The following is a 20,915-nucleotide window of genomic DNA, read 5'->3' on the forward strand; positions in this document are numbered from 1 at the left end:
GCCACCCAACCAGGAGGTCTGCTTGGCTATCCACATCACGCCGTCAGCTGCGGCCCCCGGTTTTTCTGACCAGGTCCCGCCGCTCATGACCCACTGCACCGGACTGCAGCTGCCCGCCACAAGTGCGCCCAGGCCCTACCTCCACCCGCTGCGGTCACTCGGCGGCGCCACCGTCACGGAAGCCGGACCGGCCGATCACCCACACCACCTGGGCCTGTCCGTCGCCTTCTCCGACCTCAACGGAACCAATTTCTGGGGCGGCTCCACCTTCTCGGCCGCCAGCGGGCCGGTACTCCTGGCCAACCACGGAACGCAGGTCCCGCACGACTGGCGCTCATCCACAGGAACGGACGAGGCAGGGGAGTCCGGCGCCGTGTTGTGGAAGTCCGAGTCAGGCGACGAGCTCGCCGCCGAGGAGCGGCACATCCAGCAGTTTGCCCATCCGGAGCCCGGGAGCTGGAGCTTGTCACTGTCCTCGGTGATCCGTCCGGCGGCGAGCGTCGAGCGGCTGGCGGTGTCGTCGTCGGCCGTCAAGGGCAGGGCAGGCGCCGGATATGGCGGCATCTTCTGGCGGTTTCCCCGCGGCAGCGATGACCCGGTTGTGCTTTCCGACGCCGGCACCGGCGCCGACGCCGCGCACGGCTCACGCTCACCCTGGCTGTCGGTCACCATGCGGCTCGAGGGCGGACCCGTCAGCGTTGTGCTCGGGCAAGACCCCGGTCACCGGCTTCCGTGGTTCATCCGGGCGGAGGGCTACCTGGGGGCGGGACCAGCCGCAGCTTGGTCTGAACCCGCATACGTGGACCCGGAAACTCCCCTCAGGCTTGGCCTGCACGCCGTCATCCACGACGGAGCGGTGACAACTCCCGCCCGCGCCTTGAAACTCCTCCACCAGCACCCCCGACTCAACCGCCCCGGCGCAACCGACAGGACATCATGACAACCCCGCGTCCCACCCCGCTCTACAGCAACCCCATCCTCAACGGCGACTGGCCTGACCCCGACGCCATTCAGGTGGACGGCGTCTACTACCTGATTGCGTCGAGCTTCAACAGGGTGCCGGGGCTCCCCGTGCTGAAGTCCCGGAACCTTGTGGACTGGGAGCATGCCGGCCATGCCCTCCCCGAACTGCCCCAGGGGAGCCACTACTCCCTGGTGCGCCACGGCAGCGGCGTGTGGGCCCCGGCCCTCCGGTACCACGATGGGCGCTTCTGGATCTTCTATCCGGACCCGGACCACGGCATTTTTGTCCTCAGCGCGGAAAAGGCAGAAGGGCCGTGGAGTGCCCCGCACCTGCTCTACGCCGGCCGCGGCATCATTGACCCCTGCCCGCTGTGGGACGAGGACGGTGAGGCCTACCTGGTCCACGGTTGGGCGCACAGCCGCGTCGGCGTGAAGAACCGGCTCACCGTCCACCGGATGGCCCCGGATGCGAGCCGCCTCCTGGACCATGGAACCCACGTGATCAATGGCGCCGACCTCCCCGGTTACACCACCCTGGAAGGACCGAAGTTCTACAAGCGCGGCGACTGGTACTGGATCTTCGCGCCGGCCGGCGGCGTAGCCACGGGCTGGCAATCGGTCTTCCGCTCACGGTCCCCGTTCGGCCCGTACGAGGAGCGCAAGGTACTGGAGCAGGGCGAGACGAACGTCAACGGTCCCCACCAGGGCGCCTGGGTCACCACCCCCGAGGGCCAGGACTGGTTCCTGCACTTCCAGGACCGTGGCCCCTACGGCCGGGTGGTCCACCTCCAGCCCATGGGGTGGGGCGCGGACGGCTGGCCCTGGATGGGAACTCCCGCGGACGACGGCGGACCGGGAACCCCTGTGGCCAGCCACCCCTATCCAGCGGGAACCTCGCAGGAAGACGTGGCACCTCCGGCCAGCGACGGCTTCGACTCGCCGTGGCTCGGGCCGCAGTGGCACTGGCAAGCGAACCCGCGCGAGTCGTGGTCGTTCCAAGGCGGGGGAGGACAGTTGGTCCTCCTCCCGCAGGCCAACGACCCCGTGAACCTGCGCGAACTGCCCAACGTACTCGGCCAAATCCTGCCGGGCACCCCGTCCACCTTCACCACCACGCTGGAACTGGACGGCGTCCCGGCCGGCACCCGGGCCGGCGTCGTGGTCCTGGGCCAGAAGTATGCCTGGCTGGGAATCATACGGACCGCGGACGGTTACGTGCTGGGTAGCGGCATCGGCGGGGAAGGGCCGCGTGAGGAGCGGCCAAGCCGGCAGATAGCGCTGGACGGCCCGCGGATCGAGCTCCAGATCCGCACTGATGCCACCCCTCGCTCCACTTTTGCCTGGCGGATCGGGCCGGGAAAGCCGTGGGAAGTCCAAGGCTGGAACTTCGACGTGGTGGAGGGCAAGTGGATCGGCGCCGAACTGGGCCTTTTCGCCGCGTCACCGCTGGGCTCGCAGGAAAGGGGCAGTGTTATCGTTGGACCCGTGCGGGTGGAGGCTGCGCCGGCACGCCGGAGAGTCGCCCCGCATTATGCCGCCGCCGCTTCCCGATGATCGCAAGGACCGCCCCGTTGACAGCCACTCCGCGCCCCAAGATCGCAGATGTGGCCGCAGCAGCAGGCGTTTCGGTGCCCACAGTGTCGAAAGTGCTCAACGGCCGGTCGCACGTTTCCGAGGCAACGCGGGCAAAGGTGCGCCAGGCCCTGGAGGACCTCGACTACACCAAACGCAACGTCCCCGCGGACCAGCCGGGGCTGCTGCAGTTGGTGGTTAACAACTTCGACTCGCCCTGGGTACTGGAAATCATGGAGGGCGCCGAGGCCGCTGCCGAGCGGCTCGGCTACTCCATTGTCTATACGCGGGCAGAGCACGCCACGGCCGAGAACTGGCGGAAGCTCCGGGAATCTTCGGCCAACCGGCTTGCCGGCGTGGTGCTGCTCGCTCCACGGCGAGGCTCGCGGCTGGTGACCACACTGCGGAGCCTGAACATTCCCGCGGTGGCGGTGGATCCCGAGGGCGCCGAGGGCCTCACCATACCCAGCGTCAGCCCGGCGTCGTTCTCCGGAGCGCTCGCAGCGGTGGGACACCTGCTGGAGCTGGGCCACCGCCGCATCGGGATCATCACCGGACGCGGGCACGGATCCGGACATAGCCGTGCACGGTATGCGGCGTACGCTGCCGCACTCCACGAGGCAGGGCTGCCCGTCCTGCCTGAGCTGGTTCGCGATGGCGACTTCAGTATTGAGTCCGGCGTCCGCCACGGCGGGGACCTCCTGGACCTGCCGGAGCCTCCCACGGCGATCTTCGCCACAAACGACCTCCAGGCGCTTGGGGTCATGAACGCCGCCGCTGGCCGCTCCCTGAAGATTCCAGGGGACATCAGCATTGTGGGCTTCGATGACATCGCTCAGGCCGCCCTGATGTCGCCGCCGCTGACTACCGTCCGCCAGCCGCTCGCCCAGCTGGCGTCAATGGCCGTGGGCATGGTGGCCGAACAGCTCGAGCAGCAGGGGCCGGCGGCCCCGGTTGCGCTGGAAGTTGCCACAGAACTGGTGGTTCGTGGCACCACGGCCGCGCCACGGGCGAAGTAGCCAAGCGTCAAAAACTCCCTGACCTCTAAGCCCTGGGCGCGCCGAGCACGAGGTTCTTGAGGTCATCGAGGGTCTGCTGCATGTGGTCGTCCATGGCTTGGCGGGCGCGGGAGGGGTCGCGGGACTCCAGGGCCTCTGCGATGTTCTGGTGGTGCGCGATGGCGTGGACCTGGATTTCCGGCACCGCAGAGGTTTCGGCCCGACGCTTCGCCAGGACCCGGTGCAACGGTTCGAAGAGCACTGCCACGAAAACGTTCTCGGACGCGTGCAGGATCAGGTCATGGAACGCCAGGTCCGCCTCGACAAACGCAGGGAGGTCGTTGGCCTGGTTGGCCGCCCGCATGGCGGCCACGCATTCGTAAAGCGCCTGGATATCGGCATCGCCGATCCTGCCTGCAGCGAGCTCGCAGGCCCCCGTCTCCAGCATCCTGCGGAGCTCGATGAGCTGGACCGACGCGTCGGCCTCGTTCTTGCCCTCCGACGCAGCCCGTAATACTGCCTCCAGGGAAGCCCATCGGTTCAGCGGGTTCACAAACGTCCCACGGCCCCGCTCAACGCTAAGGATCCGCTGGGCCTCGAGGGTCTTCATGGCCTCACGGACGGTCATCCGGCTGACTTCGTGCTTGGCGCTGAGTTCAAGTTCCCCGGGCACGCTGGATCCAGGTGGGAACTCGCCTGCAATGATGCGGTCCAGAAGCTCGTCGGCTACGACGTCCACCAGTGATTTCCGTGCCATGTTTTCCCCTGCTCGGCCGTGGCAAATATGTCTGACAAGTCTACTTGCGCGTCCCCGATGTGGTGTGTCACACTATTGCTAAATGTTAGATGTCAGACATCTTACAGATATCTATCTCACCACCGATTTCACCCACAATGGAGTGCAGCATGACGCTTGAAGCAGAAGTCCTGGCCGCCTTTCCGGCCGAAGTCCGGATCCCTGCAGCTCTGGTGGCCGACGCCGTCGCTGCGTCCAGCGCCGAATCTCCCCGCATGCTGGTGGTGCTCGACGACGACCCCACCGGGACCCAATCGGTTGCGGATCTGCCCGTCCTGACCCGCTGGGAGATCGAAGACTTCGTTTGGGCATTTGGACAGGCCAAGCCCGCGGTCTACGTCCTCACCAATACCCGCAGCCTGGACCCTGCCGAAGCGGCAGCCCGGAATGAGGAAGTGGTCCGCAACGCCCTCGCCGCCGCCGGGTCGGACGATTCCGGCCTCCGCCTAGGGTTCGTGAGCCGCAGCGACTCCACCCTCCGCGGCCACTACCCGTTGGAACCCGATGTCATCGCCGCCACCGTGGCCAAGGTCAACGGAGAAGCGACCGACGGCGTGGTGCTCGTCCCGGCCTTCCCCGACGCCGGACGCGTGACCATCGGCGGCGTGCACTACATGCGCGGCACCGGGGAGGACGCCGGCAAGCTCACGCCGGTAGCCGAAACGGAATTTGCCAGGGACGCCACTTTCGGCTTCGCCAACTCGGACATGTCCAAGTATGTGGAGGAGAAGTCGCAGGGACGCTTCGCGGCAGATTCCGTCATTGTCCTGGACCTGAACATCATCCGCGCCTCCACCGATCCGCGGGCCACTGCGAATGCCATCGCCGATGCCATTGAACCCGCCAGCAACTCCACTCCGATCGTGGCGGACATTGTTACTGAAAACGACCTCCGCGCACTGTCCCTGGGCCTGGACGAGGCCGAACGGCGGGGCAAGAAGCTGCTTTACCGGGTAGGCCCGCCGTTTGGCCGTGCCCGGATCGGCCAGGAAATCCGCGCCGAGCTCAGCGGCGCCGAAGCCTACGCCGGCAACACCCCGTCCCTCGCCGGCGGACTGATCGTTGTTGGCTCCCACGTGGGGGTCACCACCCGGCAGCTGAAGGCCCTCACCGAGCAGCACAGCGCCGCGCACATCGTCGAGATCGACGTCGAGAAACTGCTGGCCGCCGAAACCGAAACAGCCGCGGACGCTTACCTGGACCAGACGGTGGACACAGTCGTGGACGCACTCCGCAGCGGCGACGTCATCGTCCACACCAGCCGGCTGCTGATCAAAACGGACAGCCCGGCCGAAAGCCTCCGGATCGCACGCACGGTGTCTTCCGCCGTCGTCGCGGTGGTGAACCGGACCCTGAAGACCTTCCCGCCGCGGTTCGTCATCGCCAAGGGCGGCATCACGTCGTCCGACGTTGCCGCCCACGGCCTGGAAATCCGCCACGCCATTGTCCGCGGACCCATGCTGCCGGGCATCGTCTCCCTCTGGGAACCGGTGGACGGGCCCGCCAAGGGCATCCCGTACATCGTCTTCGCCGGCAACGTGGGCGATGACCAGTCCCTCGCCGACGTCACCCGCAAACTCAGCAACACCTTCTAGCCCCCGCTTACGCCCGCCGGCTCCACCGATACCGCACACATTCAACGGAGAACACCATGACCAGCAACTACACCGTCACCGTCCTGGGCCTCGGAGCCATGGGACTGCCCATGGCCACGCGCCTCGCGTCCCAGCTGACCGTCCACGGCTTCGACATCGCCGAACTCCGCCTGAAGCTCGCCGAAGAAGCAGGCATCGCTACATTCGCCACCGCCCGCGAAGCTGCCAAGGGCGCCGACGCCGTGCTCCTGGCCGTCCGCAACGGTGAACAACTCAATGACGTCCTCTTCGGCGAGAACGGCGTGGCCTCGGTGCTGGAGCCGGGCGCCGTCGTGATCCTGGGCAGCACTGTTGGTACCGAAGCCATCCCGGCCACCGTCGCGCAGCTGGCCGAATACGGTGTGGAACTGGTGGACGCACCGCTGTCCGGCGGCCCCAAGCGTGCCGGCGAAGGCGACCTGCTGATCGTTGTTGGTGCGTCCCCGGAAGCGCGCGAAAAGGCCGCGCCTGCCCTGGAACTCCTGGCCTCAACCCTGACCGTGGTGGGCGACAAGCCCGGCGATGGACAGGCCCTCAAGACCGTCAACCAGCTCCTCTGCGGCGTCCACATCGCCGCCGCCGCAGAGGCCATGGCCCTCGCCGATGCCCTCGGCCTGGACCAGGCCAAGACCCTCGCCGCCCTTGAAGCCGGCGCCGCAGGTTCCTTTATGCTCTCCAACCGCGGCCCCCGGATACTGGAGGCCTACACCGAGGAAGGCGCCGAGGTCCTGTCCCGCCTGGACATCTTCGTCAAGGACATGGGCATCGTGGGCAAGGCCACCCGCGCCGCCGGCCTGGCTGCGCCGGTCGCCGCCGCTGCCGAACAGCTCTACCTTCTCGGCCAGGCCCAGGGCCTCGCCGCCGCCGACGACTCCGCAGTCATCAAGGTTGTTGCGCCCACCAAGCGCACCGCCTAAGCCCAACTTCACAACCGCCAAAGTACCTCCCCCTCAAGCCCGACGACGGCGGTCCCCCCTCCGCCGTCGTCGAACCTCCCAGCGTTCCCCGACAGAAATAATTAGCGCCTGATCGCCCGTCTTCTGGAAGACTGGCTCGTCAAAGGAGACACCGTCATGAACCACCTGATGAACCCACTGATACTGCGGGCGGCTGACGCCCCAGCTATCAAACCGGCAGTAGAGCTTGGCACCCCGCTGCTCCTCACCATCGCCGCCGTTGGCATCGCCATCCTGCTGGTGATGATCATCCGCTTCAAAATCCAGGCCTTCGTGGCGCTGCTGACCGTGAGCATCCTGGTGGCCGTGGCCGCGCAGATCCCGCTCAAGGACGTCTTCACCGTTGTGGCCAATGGCGTGGGCGGCACCATGGGCAAGGTGGCCCTGCTGATCGCCCTCGGTGCGGTCCTGGGCCGGATGATCGAGGTCTCCGGCGGCGTCCAGTCCCTGGCTTCGCACTTCACCGAGAAGCTTGGTGCCAAGCGTGTGGCCGTGGCCCTCACCGCCGTCGGCTTCCTGGTGGCCATTCCCGTGTTCTTCGAGGTGGGCATCATCGTGCTGGTCCCCATCGTCTACGCCTTCGCCAAGATCGCCAACGTCCACCCCGTCAAGTTCGGCCTGCCGATGGCCGGCATCATGCTGGCCATCCATGTGGCCGTACCTCCGCACCCGGGCATCGTCGCCGGTGCCGGTGTGTTCGGGGCCGACATCGGGCTCATTACCCTCATCTCGCTGCTGATCTGCATCCCGCTCGGCTTCCTGTCCTACTGGGTTGCCAGCATCATGAACCGCAAGGACTACGAGCTGCTGCCTTCGGTCAAAGCCCAGGTGGACGAGTTCGGTTCCGATTCCCTCGTGAAGGTTGGCCACGATGGCCCCGGCGCCGCAGCCATCGCCCCGCCGCGCCCGGCCCTGATCATCTTCCTCATCGCCGCGCCGATCGTGCAGATCCTGATCGGCACCATGGGTACCCTCACCATCCCCAAGGACAACTCCTGGTACGGCCTCGCGGCCTTCATCGGCAACCCGTTCTTCGCCCTCCTGGTGGCTGTTGCGCTGTCCTTCTTCCTGCTGGCTGTCCGCCGCAACTGGTCGCTGAAGGAGACCGGCGAAATCTTCGAAGGCGCGCTGCCTCCCATCGCCTCCATCCTGATGGTTGTCGCCGCCGGCGGCGTCTTCGGCGAAGTCCTCCGCACTTCCGGAATCGGCGCCGCGCTGTCCCAGACCCTTGACCACCTGGGCCTGCCGGTCATCGTGCTCGGCTTTGTCATCTCCCTCGCCCTGCGCGCAGCCCAGGGTTCGGCGACCGTCGCCATCGTCACCACCACCGGCCTGCTGACCTCCGCCGTGATGGAAGGCGGCTACTCCCCGGCGCAGATCGCCGTCATCGTGATCGCTATCGGCTTCGGCTCGCTCGGTCTGTCCCATGTGACCGACGCCGGCTTTTGGACCGTGGTGCGTTACTACGGACTCACCGTTTCCGACGGACTGCGCACCTGGACCGTGCTCACCACCATCCTGGGCCTGGCAGGCTTCCTCCTGACCTTCGTGGCCTGGATCCTGGTGGGAGGCCTGGGCGTCTAATGCGCACCCGACTCGACCATCTGGTCACCTCCGCCCTGCAGCGGCGATCGGCTGTTCCTGCGTTCACCTGCTACGACTTCACCACCGCCCTGGCTGTTGTGGGCGCGGCCGAGGACGCGGGCCACGGGGTCATCCTGCTGGTAGCCCCCAAGACCGCAGGCACGTCCAACGGCCTGCGCCTGATCACCGCGCTCCGCGGCCTGGCCGATGGTGCGTCCGTTCCGGTGGCGGTCCAGCTGGACCACGCCTCGGACCTGTCGGTGATGGCCGATGCCGTCGCCGCGGGGGCGGATTCGGTCCTCGCGGACGGCTCCTCCCTTCCGTACGAGGACAACATTGCGCTGGTCCGGGCGGCACGCGCATTGGTGGGTGCCGACGTCGTGCTCGAAGCCGAACTCGGCGGCCTGGCCGGTGACGAGGACCGGGCCTTCGGCGCGGACGAAGCGGGCGTGGCTGTGGCTGGCCTGACCGACTCCGCCCAGGTGGAGGACTTTGTGGCGCGGACCGGCGCGCAGCTGCTGGCCGTCGCCGTGGGCAACGTCCATGGCAAGTACAAGGGCGAGCCGCAGCTGCGCTGGGACGTCCTCCAGGACATCGCCGTGCGGACACACATCCCGCTGGTGCTCCACGGCGCTTCCGGTATTCCGGCGGGGGAGCTTGTGAAGGCCGCCGCCATGAACGTGGGCAAGGTGAACTTCAACACCGAGCTCCGGACCGGCGTGCTGGCCACCCTGCAGGAGCAGTTGCCGGTGCACCGGGCCGACGGCGAGAACCTGCAGGGCCTGCTGGGCCACTGGAACTCCTCCGCCAGGGAGTTCGCGACGTCGGCGCTGGGCATGCTCAGCCGCTGAGAGTTCCTGCGGGGCGCTCCAGCCGTCTTTTGAGGGAACGGGAGGCTAGGATCATGCCATGATCCTGGCCTCCCTCCTTTTTGCGTTCATCGCCGCAGCCCTGCACGTCTACATCTTCACCATGGAATCCTTCACTTGGACCAAACCGGCCACCTGGAAGCGCTTCGGGCTTGCGTCCCAGGCGGACGCCGAGACCACCAGGCCGCTCGCGTACAACCAGGGTTTTTATAACCTGTTCCTGGCCATCGGGGCCTTCATCGGCGTCGGGTGTGTGGCCTTCGCAGCCGAGGCGTCCGCGCAGTCCGTCGTGGGGTGGACCCTGGTCTTCAGCTGCTGCGGATCCATGCTGCTGGCCGCTGTGGTGCTCGCCTTGAGCGGGAAAAAGTACCTCCGTGCCGCCGCCATCCAGGGCGCCACTCCGCTGCTCGCCGTCGTACTGGGACTGCTGGCCGTGGTTTCCTGACGCGCCGCCGGGCGCCGATCAGCCGCCACGCCACTCATACAGGCGCAGAATGTAGGTAATAGCAACTTCGGGAGTTTCAGGACCGGACGTGAGTGGTGTGAAGGAGCAGGGGGCATCCCCGCAACACGAGCCCGCGAACACGCGCGACCTCGTCATCGACCTCGTCCGTTTCTTCTGCCTTGCCCTGGTGGTGGTGAGCCACTGCATGATGGTCAGTCCGGTCCTGCACCGTGACGGCACCGTCACTACCGAGAACACCCTCGGGGAGCAGGCTTGGTTCGTGCCCGTCATCTGGATCTTCATGGTGATGCCGCTGTTCTTCGTCACGGGCGGGACCACCGGCCTGCAGTCCTGGCGGCGGCTCAAGGCCCGGGGCGGCACCGGCTTCGAGTTCGCCCAGTCCCGCCTGCTCCGCCTGGTCCGGCCGGCGACCGCGTTGTTGGCCTGCATGTTCCTGGGGCTTTGGGCGGCCCTGCTCCTGGGTGTGGACCCCCAGGTGATCCAGTTGATGACCGCCGGCGCGGGCATGCCGCTGTGGTTCCTGGCCGCCTACCTCGCTGCACAGCTGAACATTCCCCTGCTGGCCCGCTTCCACGACCGGGCGCCGTGGCTGACGCTGGTTGGCCTGGCAGCCCTGGTGGTGGCGGTTGATTGCTTCCGCGGCGTCCTGCCTTCGCTGGCATATGCCAACTTGGTGTTCCTGTGGTGTGCCGTGCAGCAGTTGGGCTTCCTGATGGCGGACGGCCACTTCGCCACGCTGTCCCGCTCCTCCCTGGTGGGCCTGATCGTTGCGGCCAACCTGGTGCTGGGGGTCCTCACTGGGCTGGGCCTTTATTCCGGAAACATGCTGGTGAACCTCAATCCACCCAACCTTTGCCTGCTCCTGCTGGGCGTAGCCCAGGCTGCCTTCCTTGAGATGGTCCGTCCCGGGCTCCACTGGGTTGCAGGCGTTCGCTGGGTACGTGCCCTGGTGTCTGTTGCCGGGCGCCGGTCCATGACCGTCTACCTCTGGCACCTGCCCCTTCTCGTGGGCATGTCGGGTCTGCTCCTGCTTACCGACTTCCCCAAGCCGGCTGCGGGGACCGCTGCGTGGTGGTGGGCGCGGCCGCTGGTACTCCTGGGCGTCGTTACCCTGTTGCTTCCGGTCATGGGCGCCTTCGGCCGCCTTGAGGAACGTCCGACGGCGTCTGTCCACACGCGCGGCCGGCCCGCCGCAGCGGTGGTGACGGCCGCCGTCGTGGTCTTCATTCCGGTGGCCGACGCCGCGTTCAACGGCCTCACGCTGGGCCTCCTCGGCGGGGGAGCGGCGTGCTTCGCGCTCGCCGTGCTGCTGCTCGGCAGAATGCCGGAACGGGTGCCCGCCGGTGCGGCGGAGCGCGGCGGATCGGTCGAAGGATTAACCGGCGGATTGACCAGTGGGTCGTCCGATGGGTCGTCCGGAGGGTTGTCCGGCGGGCAGGCGGGCGGGCCATTGCCAGCAGGGCCAAGTAGTGCCAGTGTCGAACCATGACGGAGAACATGATTTCCACCGAGGACGAATTCAGCCCCGACGTTTCGCTTGCACGGAACGACGCCCACCACTGCTATGAGCTGCGGGTCGGCGGGAAGGTAGCTGTGCAGTCCTTTTTCCGGGACCGGCCAGGGCACATTGACTTCACGCACACGGAGACCGCAGAGGAGTTCAAGGGCCAGGGGCTTGGCAAAGTGCTGGCGCATTTCGCACTGGATGACGTGGTGGCCTCCGGTAAACGGATCATTCCGCATTGCCCGTTCATCGCCGGCTATCTCCGCCAGCATGAGGGGTACGAACAATACATCGACTGGCCCGAGGACGCTTAGCCACGGGACGTCAGGTGGCACAGCGCGTACTTGATTGCGCGCGCCCGATCGATCCTGCGCTTAGTGGAAATGCGTGACCGGAGCCTCATGGGCGACTGCCGCCACCAGCTGCTCGGCTATGGTGCGGAGCTTCTGGTTGCGGCTGCTGGAAGCCCTGACCAGAATGGCCATCGCCTCCTCCTGGGAACAGCGGTTCTGTCCCATGATGATGCCGGCCGCCAGGTCGATCGCCGTCCGGGACTCCATGGCCGCCCTGAGATCCGCCGCCAGCTGTTGGCCGGCGGCAACGCGGACAGCCAGCCGGAGCGAACTTTGGGCATGGGCAGCGAAGAGCTCGGCATCTTCGATGGCGACTGAGCCGAACGCGTTCACGTCCGGGGCGAAAATATTCAGGGCAGCCTTGGAGTCACCGTCCAGAGTCAATGGAACGGCAAGCACACTGAGCTGGCCAAGCTGCGCGATGGCCTGGCCATACTCCGGCCAGCGCTTGTCATGCCGGGTGTCAGGGACAAGGACAGTGATGCCGGCGTTCATGGCATGGAGGCATGGTCCGGCGCCATGGTTGTGCTGGATTTCGTCCATCACCTTGGCCCGAGGGTCGCTCCAGGCAGCCGTGGTGGTCCGGTGCCGCCTGCTCAGCGTCACAGCGCAGACCACCGGAAGCTCCATGGACTCCGAAATGGCGCGGGCCGCGTAGTCGCACAGTTCATGCAGGAATTCGTTCACGTCCCTGCTGTCGATGACGATGTTCTGGAGCTGTTCCACCACGGCGTCGTCGCCGTGACGGAGCGCCTTCAGCGCTGATGGGTCCATAGTCCAGTTTAGGCCCCGTCCGGCACTAAAGAACCGACACTATTGGGGCGTTGGCTACGGCTTGTCCACCCGACGCACCGTAATGGAGAGGCGCAATATTGTGACCTGCGCGACATCTTTGTAGAGTCGATGGTGGGCCATGCAGCCGGCCCCCGGCACCTATGCGGAGACCGCCATGAGCCACAAACTGTCCCATCACAAGCTTCGAATTGTTGTCCACGTTGATGTGGACCCGGGAAACATCAGCGTAGATGTTGGCGGCTGCCTGACACAGAGTAATTTTCCGGCACTGCTTCACCTGCTCCTCCGGGCGCAGCGCCTGGCTTCCGCCCCTGAGATAGCCCTGGACCTGCGGCATGCCATCCACCTGGATGCCGGTGTCCTGGCGCACCTTCGGCACATCGCCAGTCCGGGCTCGCATAAGTCAGGGCAGCATGCGGCCATTCATCACGCGATGGGGCTCGCCGCGGCAGCGGCGCTTGAGGAGGCCGATGACTTCCGCCTGACACTCCTGGAGCCGGTCTACCTGCCGGTGTGCCCCATCCACTCCGCAGCCGACAGTGCTGCGGCCCGGCGTGACGCCGCCAAGGCGGCCATGGTGGAGCATCCCAACCAGCCCACGGACCCCGTCCATCCGGTGCGCCCCTCCCGCGCCGCCTCGGCCAAGCGTTCCACGCGCGAACGTGCAGGCAAGGCCCTTCACGTCCACCTCTGAGCAAGATGCCCGCCAGTTCGAGCGGGAGTATTTTGCCCCTGTCGTCCAAGGTCCGCCAGTCAATGACGCACTCCGGTCCCTGAAAGTCCTTGGATTGGCGCGGTTTCGATAAATAGGTCACAAAAGTTTGACGAAAAGGCATGCCTAAGTAAGGCTTACCTTGCTAAAGACCCCCCAACGTCGACTTAAGGATGACCCCCGTGCCGCTGCTGCCCCGTGTTGATGAGATGTACGTGGATGAGAACCAGGTGAGCCACGCCCTGCCCGGACAGGATTTCGGCTCCCGCGTGGAGCTTGCCCTCGCCGCCACCAACCATCTGTTCAACAAGCGGAACTCCACACGTTATGTGGCGCAGGTGCTGCAGGGTGTCAATGCCGTGGCCACCAAACTGGACCGCACCACAGGGCCGTTCACCGGCGTCGGACCTGCCGAAATGGAAGCGCGCATCGGCGCCGTCGACCTGGACCGGCCGCTCCCGGACACTGCCGCCGCCCTGGAGGAGCTGGAGTCCGTTTACCTCCGGGACGCCATCTACTTCCACGATGCGAAGTACGCTGCCCACCTGAACTGTCCCGTGGTGATCCCGGCGCTGGTTGGCGAAGCCATCCTGTCCGCGGTGAACTCCTCGATGGACACCTGGGACCAGAGCGCTGGCGCCACGATGATCGAGCGCAGGCTCATCGACTGGACGGCCGAACGGCTGCAGTTGGGGGCTGCTGCCGACGGCGTGTTCACCTCCGGCGGCAGCCAGTCCAACCTGCAGGCCCTGCTGATCGCCCGCAACCACGCCGTTGCCAGCCTGCGCCAGGAGCCGGCCAACACCGGGCTCCGGCTGCCCGCGCTACTGGAAAAGCTGCGTATTTTCACGTCTGCCGACAGCCATTTCAGCATCCAAAAGTCAGCGTCGATGCTGGGCCTGGGGTTCGACGCCGTCACTTCCGTCCCATGCGCCGCGGACCACAAGATGGACCCCGCTGCCCTCGCCGAGGCCATGGCGGAAGCGCACGACGCCGGGCTGGTGCCGATGGCGGTGGTGGCCACCGCCGGGACCACTGATTTCGGTGCAGTGGATCCGCTCGCAGAACTCGCCGCCCTGGCCCGCGCCTACGGGGCCTGGTTCCACGTGGATGCTGCCTATGGCGGTGGGCTGATGGTCTCGAACCGCTACCGCCACCTGCTGGACGGGACCCGCCTGGCCGACTCCGTCACCGTGGACTTCCACAAGACGTTCTTCCAGCCGGTCAGCTCCAGCGCCCTGCTGGTCCGGGACCGCACCATGCTGCAGCACGTCACCTTCTACGCGGACTACCTGAACCCGGAAAGCGCGGCCCTGGCCGAGATCCCCAACCAGGTGGACAAGAGCATCCAGACCACGCGCCGCTTTGACGCGCTCAAGCTCTGGCTGACCCTGCGCATCATGGGCGCGGACGCGATCGGCGCCCTGTTTGACGAAGCGATCGACCTCGCCACCCGGGTTGGCTCCGTCTTGGCGGCCGACGACGACTTTGAGCTCGCCGCCAACCCGCAGCTCAGCACGCTGGTCTTCCGGTACCGGCCGCTGGTGCCGGCCGCTGGCGCTGGTGCTGGTGCTGGTGCCATCGGAGGGGAGCGGCTCTCCGAGGATGCCGCTGATGCCCTCAACCCGGCCATTCGCGCGGCAGTCTTCGCCTCAGGGCAGGCCGTAGTGGCCGGCACCAAGGTGGGCGGCAGGCACTACCTGAAGTTCACGCTCCTCAACGCCGAGGCCACCCTGGAGGACATCTGCGAGATCGTCGAACTGCTTCGCGGCACGGGCGCGCAGCTGTTGGCCAACGCTGCCATTAACACCAACGCTGCGGGAGCTTCCGCATGAGCGCCCTTGACAGCCCGCGTACTGACGCGCGCATCTACGACTTTGCCGGCATCGGCGTCGGACCTTTCAACCTTGGCCTCGCCGCCCTCAGCGAACCGGTGGACGGGCTGGATGGTGTCTTCCTGGAACAGCGCGAGTCCTTCGACTGGCACCCGGGGATGATGCTGGAGCCGGCCCACCTGCAGGTGCCGTTCATGGCGGACCTGGTAACGCTGGCCGATCCCACGTCGCCGTATTCTTTCCTGAACTTCCTCAAGCAGACCGGGCGGCTGTACCGGTTCTACATTCGCGAGAACTTCTATCCTCTGCGCGCCGAGTACAACCAGTACTGTCAGTGGGTGGCCGGCCAGCTGCGGTCCGTGCGTTTTAGCACGACTGTGCTGGATATAACGTACGACGGCGGCGTGTACAGGCTTTCGGTGCAAGGTCCGGACGGGCCTGAGGTGCTGCTGGCGCGGCGGCTGGTGCTCGGCACGGGCACCTCGCCGTACGTTCCGGCGTCGTGTGACGGGATGGTTTCAGCCGCGGCCAGGGAAGGCGGGGGACTTGTCCTCCACAACGCCGACTACCTGTTGAGGAAGAGTGAACTGCAGGCCAGGCGCAGCATCACCATCGTGGGCAGTGGCCAGAGCGCCGCGGAAATCTACTACGAGCTCCTGCAGGAGATCGATGTCCACGGCTACCAGCTGAACTGGGTCACCCGGTCCGGGCGGTTTTTCCCGCTGGAGTACACCAAGCTCACGCTGGAGATGACTTCGCCGGAATATGTGGATTACTTCCACGGGTTGCCGCAGGGCCAGCGCGACGGCCTCATCAAGAGCCAGAAGAACCTGTACAAGGGCATCAACTCCGAGCTGATCGACGCTATCTACGACCTCCTCTACACCAAGAGCCTTTCCGGCATGGTGGACACGCAACTACTGACCCACTCATCGTTGACGGGTGCGGCCTGGGATCCGGCTGCCGGCTCCCACACGTTGCACCTCAGGCACGAGGAACAGGGCGCCGAGTACGTGCTGGACAGCGAGGCCGTGGTCCTGGCCACCGGCTACACCTACAGGGAGCCGGGCTTCCTTGCCGGCATCCAGGACCGGATCGCCCGTGACTCCGCCGGCCGGTTCGCCGTGGCACGCAACTACAGCACCGGCGTCGAACCCGGCGAAATCTTTGTCCAGAATGCCGAGCTGCACACGCACGGCTTCGTCACCCCGGACCTGGGCATGGCCGCCTACCGGAACTCGTGCATCCTGCGTGAAATGACGGGCCGCGAGGTCTACCCGGTGGAGCGCAGCATCGCATTCCAGCAGTTCGGCGCACCGGCTGGCCTGCCCGAACCTGCCGAAGTGTCCGCAACAGGCAAAACAGGGGTGTCCGCATGAGATTCACGTTCCGCTGCGTTGACGCCGTCGCCGATGCGCCCCTCCTGCACAGCTGGGTCACCCAGCCCTACGCGTCGTTCTGGGGGATGCTGTCCTCCACAGTCGAGGGCGTTGTGGAGGAGTACTCGAAGATTCAGTCCAGCGGGCACCACCATGCCTTGCTGGGGCTCGACGGCGGTGTTCCAGCCTTCCTGATGGAGGAGTATGGTCCGTCCTCATCGCCCCTGGCCGCCGCCTATGCCGTCCAGGAGGGCGACATCGGCATGCATCTGCTGGTGGCTCCGCCGTCGGGAGGTCCCACACCGGGGTATACCGCCTCCGTGATGGACGCCGTCCTGGACCGGCTGTTCCGGAAGCCCGGAGTGGAGCGCGTGGTGGTGGAGCCCGATGCCCGGAACACCAAAATCCACGTTCTCAATGAGCGGCTGGGCTTCCAACCGGCTGGCGTGGTGACGCTGCCGGACAAGGAAGCGCTCCTGAGCTTCTGCACCCGCCAGGACTACTTCGCCGCCCGCGCAGCGCTCCACAACCCCTACGACCTTTCCGCCCCGATCCACCAGGGAGCCACACTGTGACCACCATCGAGCTGGACAACGCCGTTGCCAGCGGCCCAACCGCTGATATCGGCCTCGCCGCACGAGAAGCCGCCTTTGCGCCCGAGGCAGTGAACACTGCCAACACCGTGCCGCACCTCGCTCCGCAGCGCTGGGCTGTGGCCAACCGACATCTTGTCCGCAAGGCACTCGCCGAATTCCTGCACGAACGCATCCTGGAGCCGCAGCGGCTGGGCGCCGGTTCCGGCGCCCAGCCTGCAGACCCGGCTGAGCCCGCGGCCTACGTGGTCCGCAGCGACGACGGTTCAACCTCCTACTCTTTTACCGCACGCGTGCTGGAGCTGGAGCACTGGTCGGTGGACGCCGCCTCTATTCGCTGCACGCGCAGTGGCGCGGACGCTGCCCCGGATGCGCTGCGCTTCATCACCGAGTTCAAGGACACCCTGGGGATCCGCGAGGAGATGCTCCCGGTCTATCTGGAGGAGATCAGCAGCACCCTCGCCGGCCACTCGTACAAGCAGTGGCTGGGACAGCCCTCGGCGCAGGAGCTGGTTGCCGGAGTCACTGGCGGAACCGATCCAGCAGCCGATTTCCAGGCTATCGAGCGCAGCATGACCGAGGGCCATCCGTGCTTCGTGGCCAACAATGGCCGGCTGGGCTTTGGCATCAGCGACTACCGGGCCTTTGCCCCTGAGACAGGGGCGCCCGTCCGGCTGGAATGGATCGGGGTCCACCGCAGCCAGGCGGTCTTCACGTCCAGCGCCGGGCTGGACTACCGCGTGCACCTCGAGGCCGAACTTGGCACAGGCGCCTTGCAGTCCTTCGACGCCGAATGCCGTGCCCAGGGCGTTGACCCCGCCGAGTATCTCCTGATGCCAGTGCATCCGTGGCAGTGGGAGAACAAGCTCACCGTCACGTTCGCTGCCGAGATCGCCCTGCAGCACATCATCCACCTGGGGACGGGAACTGACAGCTACCAGGCCCAGCAGTCCATCCGCACGTTCTTCAACACGAGCGCCCCGGAAAAGAGTTACGTCAAGACCGCGATGTCCGTCCTGAATATGGGCTTCATGCGGGGGCTCTCACCGCAGTACATGAAGGCCACCCCCGCCATCAATGACTGGCTGCAGGACCTGATCCGTTCAGACGAGGCCCTGCAAAAGCGGGGCCTGGCCATGATCAGCGAGATCGCCGCCATTGGTTACCACAACAGCTACTACGAGGCCGCGTCCGCCAAGGGCTCGCCGTACCGGAAGATGCTGTCCGCGCTGTGGCGGGAGAGTCCCCTCCCGCTGCTCGACGACGGCCAGCAGCTCGCCACCATGGCCTCGCTCCTGCACGTCGACTCCGGCGGCCGGCCCATGGTGTCTGCCCTGATCGAACGCTCCGGCCTCGAACCCGTCGAATGGCTGCGCCGTTACTTCGAGGCCTACCTCGTCCCGCTGGTCCACTGCCTCTATCAGTACGAACTCGCCTTTATGCCGCATGGCGAGAATGTGATCCTGGTGCTTGAGGACGGTGTGCCCATCCGGGCAATCATGAAGGACATCGCCGAGGAAATCGTGGTGATGGGCGACCGTCTGGACCTCCCCGAGGAAGTGTCGCGGATCCGCGCGGACATCCCCGACGGAGAAAAAGTCCTGGCCATCTTCACCGACGTCTTCGACTGCATCTTCCGGTTCCTCAGTGCACTGCTGGTGGAGGACGGGAAGCTCAACGAAGAGGAGTTCTGGGGCACGGCCGCCCGCGTCATTCAGGACTACCAGGCTGAACACCCCGAACTCGCGGACCAATTCGCCCGCCACGACCTGTTCGCCGCCGACTTTGAACTGTCCTGCCTGAACCGGCTGCAGCTGCGGAACAACCAGCAGATGCTTGACCTGGCCGACCCGTCCGGCGGGCTCCAGATGGCAGGCCGGCTCGCCAACCCGCTGGCTCGGTTCGCATAGCGTCGGATTCTGCACCATCATTCGAGGGCTTCGGCCGGCCCGCCCAGCATTTCCGGGCGGTGTCCCGGGGCCTGGCGGGAATGATGGTGCAAAATCCGTCGGGTTAGTCTCAAAGGATGGCGACGAAAACCACCACGGCCCTGATCACCGGAGCCAGCGCAGGCCTGGGCGCCGAATTCGCCCGGCAGTTGGCGGCCCAAGGCCACAACCTCGTGCTGGTGGCCCGGGATAGGGCCCGGCTCCAGGAAACAGCGGCAGACCTGGAACGGCGGTACGGGATCAGGGCTGAGGTGTTGCCCGCGGACCTGACGGACGACGCCGGTGTGGCCGCCGTCGTCGGACGCCTCACAGCCGTGGAAAGCCCGGTGGGCGTCCTGGTTAACAACGCGGGAACCGGCCTGCTGCACAACTTCGAGGACAACCACATCTCGGCGGAGAAGCAGCATCTGAAGCTGCACGTGGAGTCCGCCATGGAACTGACCCACGCCGCGCTTCAGGGCATGCTCGAACGCGGTTCCGGCCGGATCATCAACGTATCCAGTATTGCCGCATTCCTCCCGCGCGGAACCTACGCGGCGGCGAAGGCGTGGCTGCTCAGCTTCAGCCGCTCGGCAAACGTGGCCTACGGACCGCGCGGTGTGAAGGTCACGGCGGTGTGCCCGGGCTTCACGCACACCGAGTTCCACGACCGGATGGGGGCGGACAAATCGGTGACGCCGGCCTGGACCTGGCTGACAGCCGAGCGGGTAGTGCGTGAAGGATTGGCGGACAACCTCCGCGGCAAGGCCGTGTCCATCCCGTCGAAACGCTATAAGGCTGTGGCTGTGGCGGCGCGGGTGCTGCCGGACAGGCTACTCACGGGCCCGGCGCGCAAGGCTAAATAGCGGAGCAACTCCAGCATGCCGGGTCCTCACCGCCACCACCACCAGAATGCCTACGAGCGCGCCCACGAACGTTTCCACTCCGCGCTCCAGGATGAGCAGCGCGGGGTCGATCGGCGCTGCCAGCTGCGTCATCAGGAGGATCACCGGCGTGAAGGAGACCATGGCCAGGCCGTAGTGCCGCGCCATAAAAAGCTCAGTACTGAACTGGAAGACGATCACCAGGATGGCCAGGACAGCCACTTGGTGGGCAACGAAGTGCGGTGCGAAGGACCAGGGCGCGGGAACAAGGACGACGGCGGTGACCGCCAGCCCGAGGAATGTCCCCACAATACGGTGGATGCCGCGCCGGACCCTGCTGGGAAGGTCGGCGCCGGCCAATGGGACGGCAGCAGCCGCCATGGCCCAATGCGGGTGCCCGCTGCCACTCATCACCCCGAGGGTCCCGGCCAGCCCCACTGCCAGCGTGTACCTGGCCGCATGAACGGCAGCCGCACGGCCGGCAGCACCGCGCAGGGCGACGACGTCCCGTGCGGCGCCCGCCTGCCAGGCCCGGCCGCGGACCCACCCGGCGAAGCCCACCATCATGGAGAAAGCTGCTGCTCCTGCCGCAATCAGCAGGGCGGCATACCAGGGGACCGCCAGGGGGACCGACGCGCAGGCGCCCAGGGCCAGGATGCCAAAGAATGGGCCGTTGGGTTTGAGCTTCACGCGGTCCGAATACACTGATCCGACTCCCGCGAGCACCGCCTCGACAGCCACCAACCACCAGGACTGGAGCTGGTTGACGGACAGGAAAACGCCTACGGCTACGCCGCTGAGGAGTACCAGGGCCGCTTGGGACTGGTGCCGAAGGCGCAGTTGGTGCGATTCGGACCGTCCATACATTCCCGTCAAGGCGCCGAAAACCGCGTAGATGATCAGGTCCGCACGGCCCAGGGCCAGGAGGAGGAGGGACGGGACGGCGACGCTCAGGGCAACGCGGAGCGCGGCCAGGTGGTCGTTGTTCGCCGGTTCCAGCCGGTGGAGGGCACGAACCTGCCGGACTACGGACTTCACGGCACCCTCCTCGTTGTTTGCCCTTGACGGGCGGCATCTCAGAATTATCTCCCGGG

Annotated in this window: 19 protein-coding genes; 16 read left to right on the top strand and 3 right to left on the bottom strand. The window is 66.4% G+C overall.

Annotation, left to right across the window (positions count from 1 at the left end):
- The first annotated feature begins 22 nt into the window (after positions 1-22).
- From ACLKOZ_RS05485 to ACLKOZ_RS05495, 3 genes are read left to right on the top strand one after another with little or no spacing between them, the layout of a single operon-like run.
- Positions 23-940 carry a PmoA family protein gene (locus ACLKOZ_RS05485; protein ID WP_436473409.1) on the top strand — a complete coding sequence of 306 codons (918 nt, stop codon included), beginning with the start codon at positions 23-25 and terminating at the stop codon, positions 938-940.
- A complete protein-coding gene (locus tag ACLKOZ_RS05490; protein ID WP_436473411.1) occupies positions 937-2,517 on the top strand; it encodes a family 43 glycosylhydrolase in 1,581 nt (526 codons plus the stop codon). Before ACLKOZ_RS05485 ends, ACLKOZ_RS05490 begins: the two co-directional genes overlap by 4 nt.
- 17 nt (positions 2,518-2,534) lie before the next feature.
- A complete protein-coding gene (locus ACLKOZ_RS05495; protein ID WP_436473413.1) occupies positions 2,535-3,554 on the top strand; it encodes a LacI family DNA-binding transcriptional regulator in 1,020 nt (339 codons plus the stop codon).
- Between the two features lie 25 nt (positions 3,555-3,579).
- On the opposite strand, the gene ACLKOZ_RS05500 is transcribed toward ACLKOZ_RS05495, so the two are convergent.
- The gene (locus ACLKOZ_RS05500) at positions 3,580-4,290 is read right to left on the bottom strand and encodes a FadR/GntR family transcriptional regulator (protein WP_436473415.1); all 711 of its coding nucleotides are present in this window, start codon (positions 4,288-4,290) and stop codon (positions 3,580-3,582) included.
- Positions 4,291-4,439: 149 nt separating this feature from the next.
- Between ACLKOZ_RS05500 and ACLKOZ_RS05505 the strand changes: the two genes are divergently transcribed.
- The 7 genes from ACLKOZ_RS05505 to ACLKOZ_RS05535 all read left to right on the top strand — a co-directional run bounded on the left by ACLKOZ_RS05505 (position 4,440) and on the right by ACLKOZ_RS05535 (position 11,656).
- Positions 4,440-5,924, top strand: a complete 1,485-nt coding sequence (locus tag ACLKOZ_RS05505) for a four-carbon acid sugar kinase family protein (RefSeq protein WP_436473417.1) — start codon at positions 4,440-4,442, stop codon at positions 5,922-5,924.
- A 56-nt stretch (positions 5,925-5,980) separates the two neighbouring features.
- Positions 5,981-6,880, top strand: a complete 900-nt coding sequence (locus ACLKOZ_RS05510) for an NAD(P)-dependent oxidoreductase (RefSeq protein WP_436473418.1) — start codon at positions 5,981-5,983, stop codon at positions 6,878-6,880.
- A 156-nt stretch (positions 6,881-7,036) separates the two neighbouring features.
- Positions 7,037-8,503 (top strand): GntP family transporter, encoded by a 1,467-nt coding sequence (locus ACLKOZ_RS05515; protein WP_337345556.1) that lies wholly within the window; start codon positions 7,037-7,039, stop codon positions 8,501-8,503.
- Positions 8,503-9,354 (top strand): class II fructose-bisphosphate aldolase, encoded by an 852-nt coding sequence (locus ACLKOZ_RS05520; RefSeq protein ID WP_376044396.1) that lies wholly within the window; start codon positions 8,503-8,505, stop codon positions 9,352-9,354. The genes ACLKOZ_RS05515 and ACLKOZ_RS05520 overlap by 1 nt, the downstream gene beginning before the upstream one ends.
- A 58-nt stretch (positions 9,355-9,412) precedes the next feature.
- Positions 9,413-9,817 carry a DUF1304 domain-containing protein gene (locus tag ACLKOZ_RS05525; RefSeq protein WP_436473421.1) on the top strand — a complete coding sequence of 135 codons (405 nt, stop codon included), beginning with the start codon at positions 9,413-9,415 and terminating at the stop codon, positions 9,815-9,817.
- An 88-nt stretch (positions 9,818-9,905) separates the two neighbouring features.
- On the top strand, positions 9,906-11,327 hold the full coding sequence (locus ACLKOZ_RS05530; protein ID WP_436473423.1) for an acyltransferase family protein: 1,422 nt from the start codon (positions 9,906-9,908) through the stop codon (positions 11,325-11,327).
- Entirely contained in the window at positions 11,324-11,656 is a 333-nt protein-coding gene (locus ACLKOZ_RS05535; RefSeq protein ID WP_337350736.1) for a GNAT family N-acetyltransferase, read from the top strand. The genes ACLKOZ_RS05530 and ACLKOZ_RS05535 overlap by 4 nt, the downstream gene beginning before the upstream one ends.
- A 60-nt stretch (positions 11,657-11,716) precedes the next feature.
- On the opposite strand, the gene ACLKOZ_RS05540 is transcribed toward ACLKOZ_RS05535, so the two are convergent.
- Positions 11,717-12,469, bottom strand: coding sequence for a GAF and ANTAR domain-containing protein (locus tag ACLKOZ_RS05540; RefSeq protein WP_436473426.1), 753 nt, complete (start codon positions 12,467-12,469; stop codon positions 11,717-11,719).
- A gap of 175 nt (positions 12,470-12,644) precedes the next feature.
- Here ACLKOZ_RS05540 and ACLKOZ_RS05545 point away from each other — a divergent pair, with 175 nt between their 5' ends.
- The 6 genes from ACLKOZ_RS05545 (at position 12,645) to ACLKOZ_RS05570 (ending at position 19,803) form a co-directional block, all read left to right on the top strand.
- Positions 12,645-13,184: a hypothetical protein gene (locus tag ACLKOZ_RS05545; RefSeq protein ID WP_436473428.1), complete on the top strand. Its 540-nt coding sequence runs from the start codon at positions 12,645-12,647 to the stop codon at positions 13,182-13,184.
- A 227-nt stretch (positions 13,185-13,411) separates the two neighbouring features.
- Positions 13,412-15,037, top strand: coding sequence for a pyridoxal phosphate-dependent decarboxylase family protein (locus ACLKOZ_RS05550; protein WP_436473526.1), 1,626 nt, complete (start codon positions 13,412-13,414; stop codon positions 15,035-15,037).
- Entirely contained in the window at positions 15,034-16,416 is a 1,383-nt protein-coding gene (locus ACLKOZ_RS05555) for a lysine N(6)-hydroxylase/L-ornithine N(5)-oxygenase family protein (RefSeq protein ID WP_436473430.1), read from the top strand. Before ACLKOZ_RS05550 ends, ACLKOZ_RS05555 begins: the two co-directional genes overlap by 4 nt.
- Positions 16,413-16,991, top strand: a complete 579-nt coding sequence (locus ACLKOZ_RS05560) for a GNAT family N-acetyltransferase (RefSeq protein ID WP_436473432.1) — start codon at positions 16,413-16,415, stop codon at positions 16,989-16,991. The genes ACLKOZ_RS05555 and ACLKOZ_RS05560 overlap by 4 nt, the downstream gene beginning before the upstream one ends.
- An 89-nt stretch (positions 16,992-17,080) precedes the next feature.
- On the top strand, positions 17,081-18,919 hold the full coding sequence (locus tag ACLKOZ_RS05565) for an IucA/IucC family protein (RefSeq protein ID WP_436473528.1): 1,839 nt from the start codon (positions 17,081-17,083) through the stop codon (positions 18,917-18,919).
- Positions 18,920-19,035: 116 nt separating this feature from the next.
- Positions 19,036-19,803, top strand: a complete 768-nt coding sequence (locus ACLKOZ_RS05570; protein ID WP_436473434.1) for an SDR family NAD(P)-dependent oxidoreductase — start codon at positions 19,036-19,038, stop codon at positions 19,801-19,803.
- On the opposite strand, the gene ACLKOZ_RS05575 is transcribed toward ACLKOZ_RS05570, so the two are convergent.
- Positions 19,771-20,859 (bottom strand): FUSC family protein, encoded by a 1,089-nt coding sequence (locus ACLKOZ_RS05575; protein WP_436473436.1) that lies wholly within the window; start codon positions 20,857-20,859, stop codon positions 19,771-19,773. The two genes, ACLKOZ_RS05570 and ACLKOZ_RS05575, sit on opposite strands and share 33 nt — an antisense overlap.
- Between the last annotated feature and the right edge of the window lie 56 nt (positions 20,860-20,915).

This window comes from Arthrobacter sp. R4, from assembly GCF_051365025.1.
GTDB lineage: Bacteria > Actinomycetota > Actinomycetes > Actinomycetales > Micrococcaceae > Arthrobacter.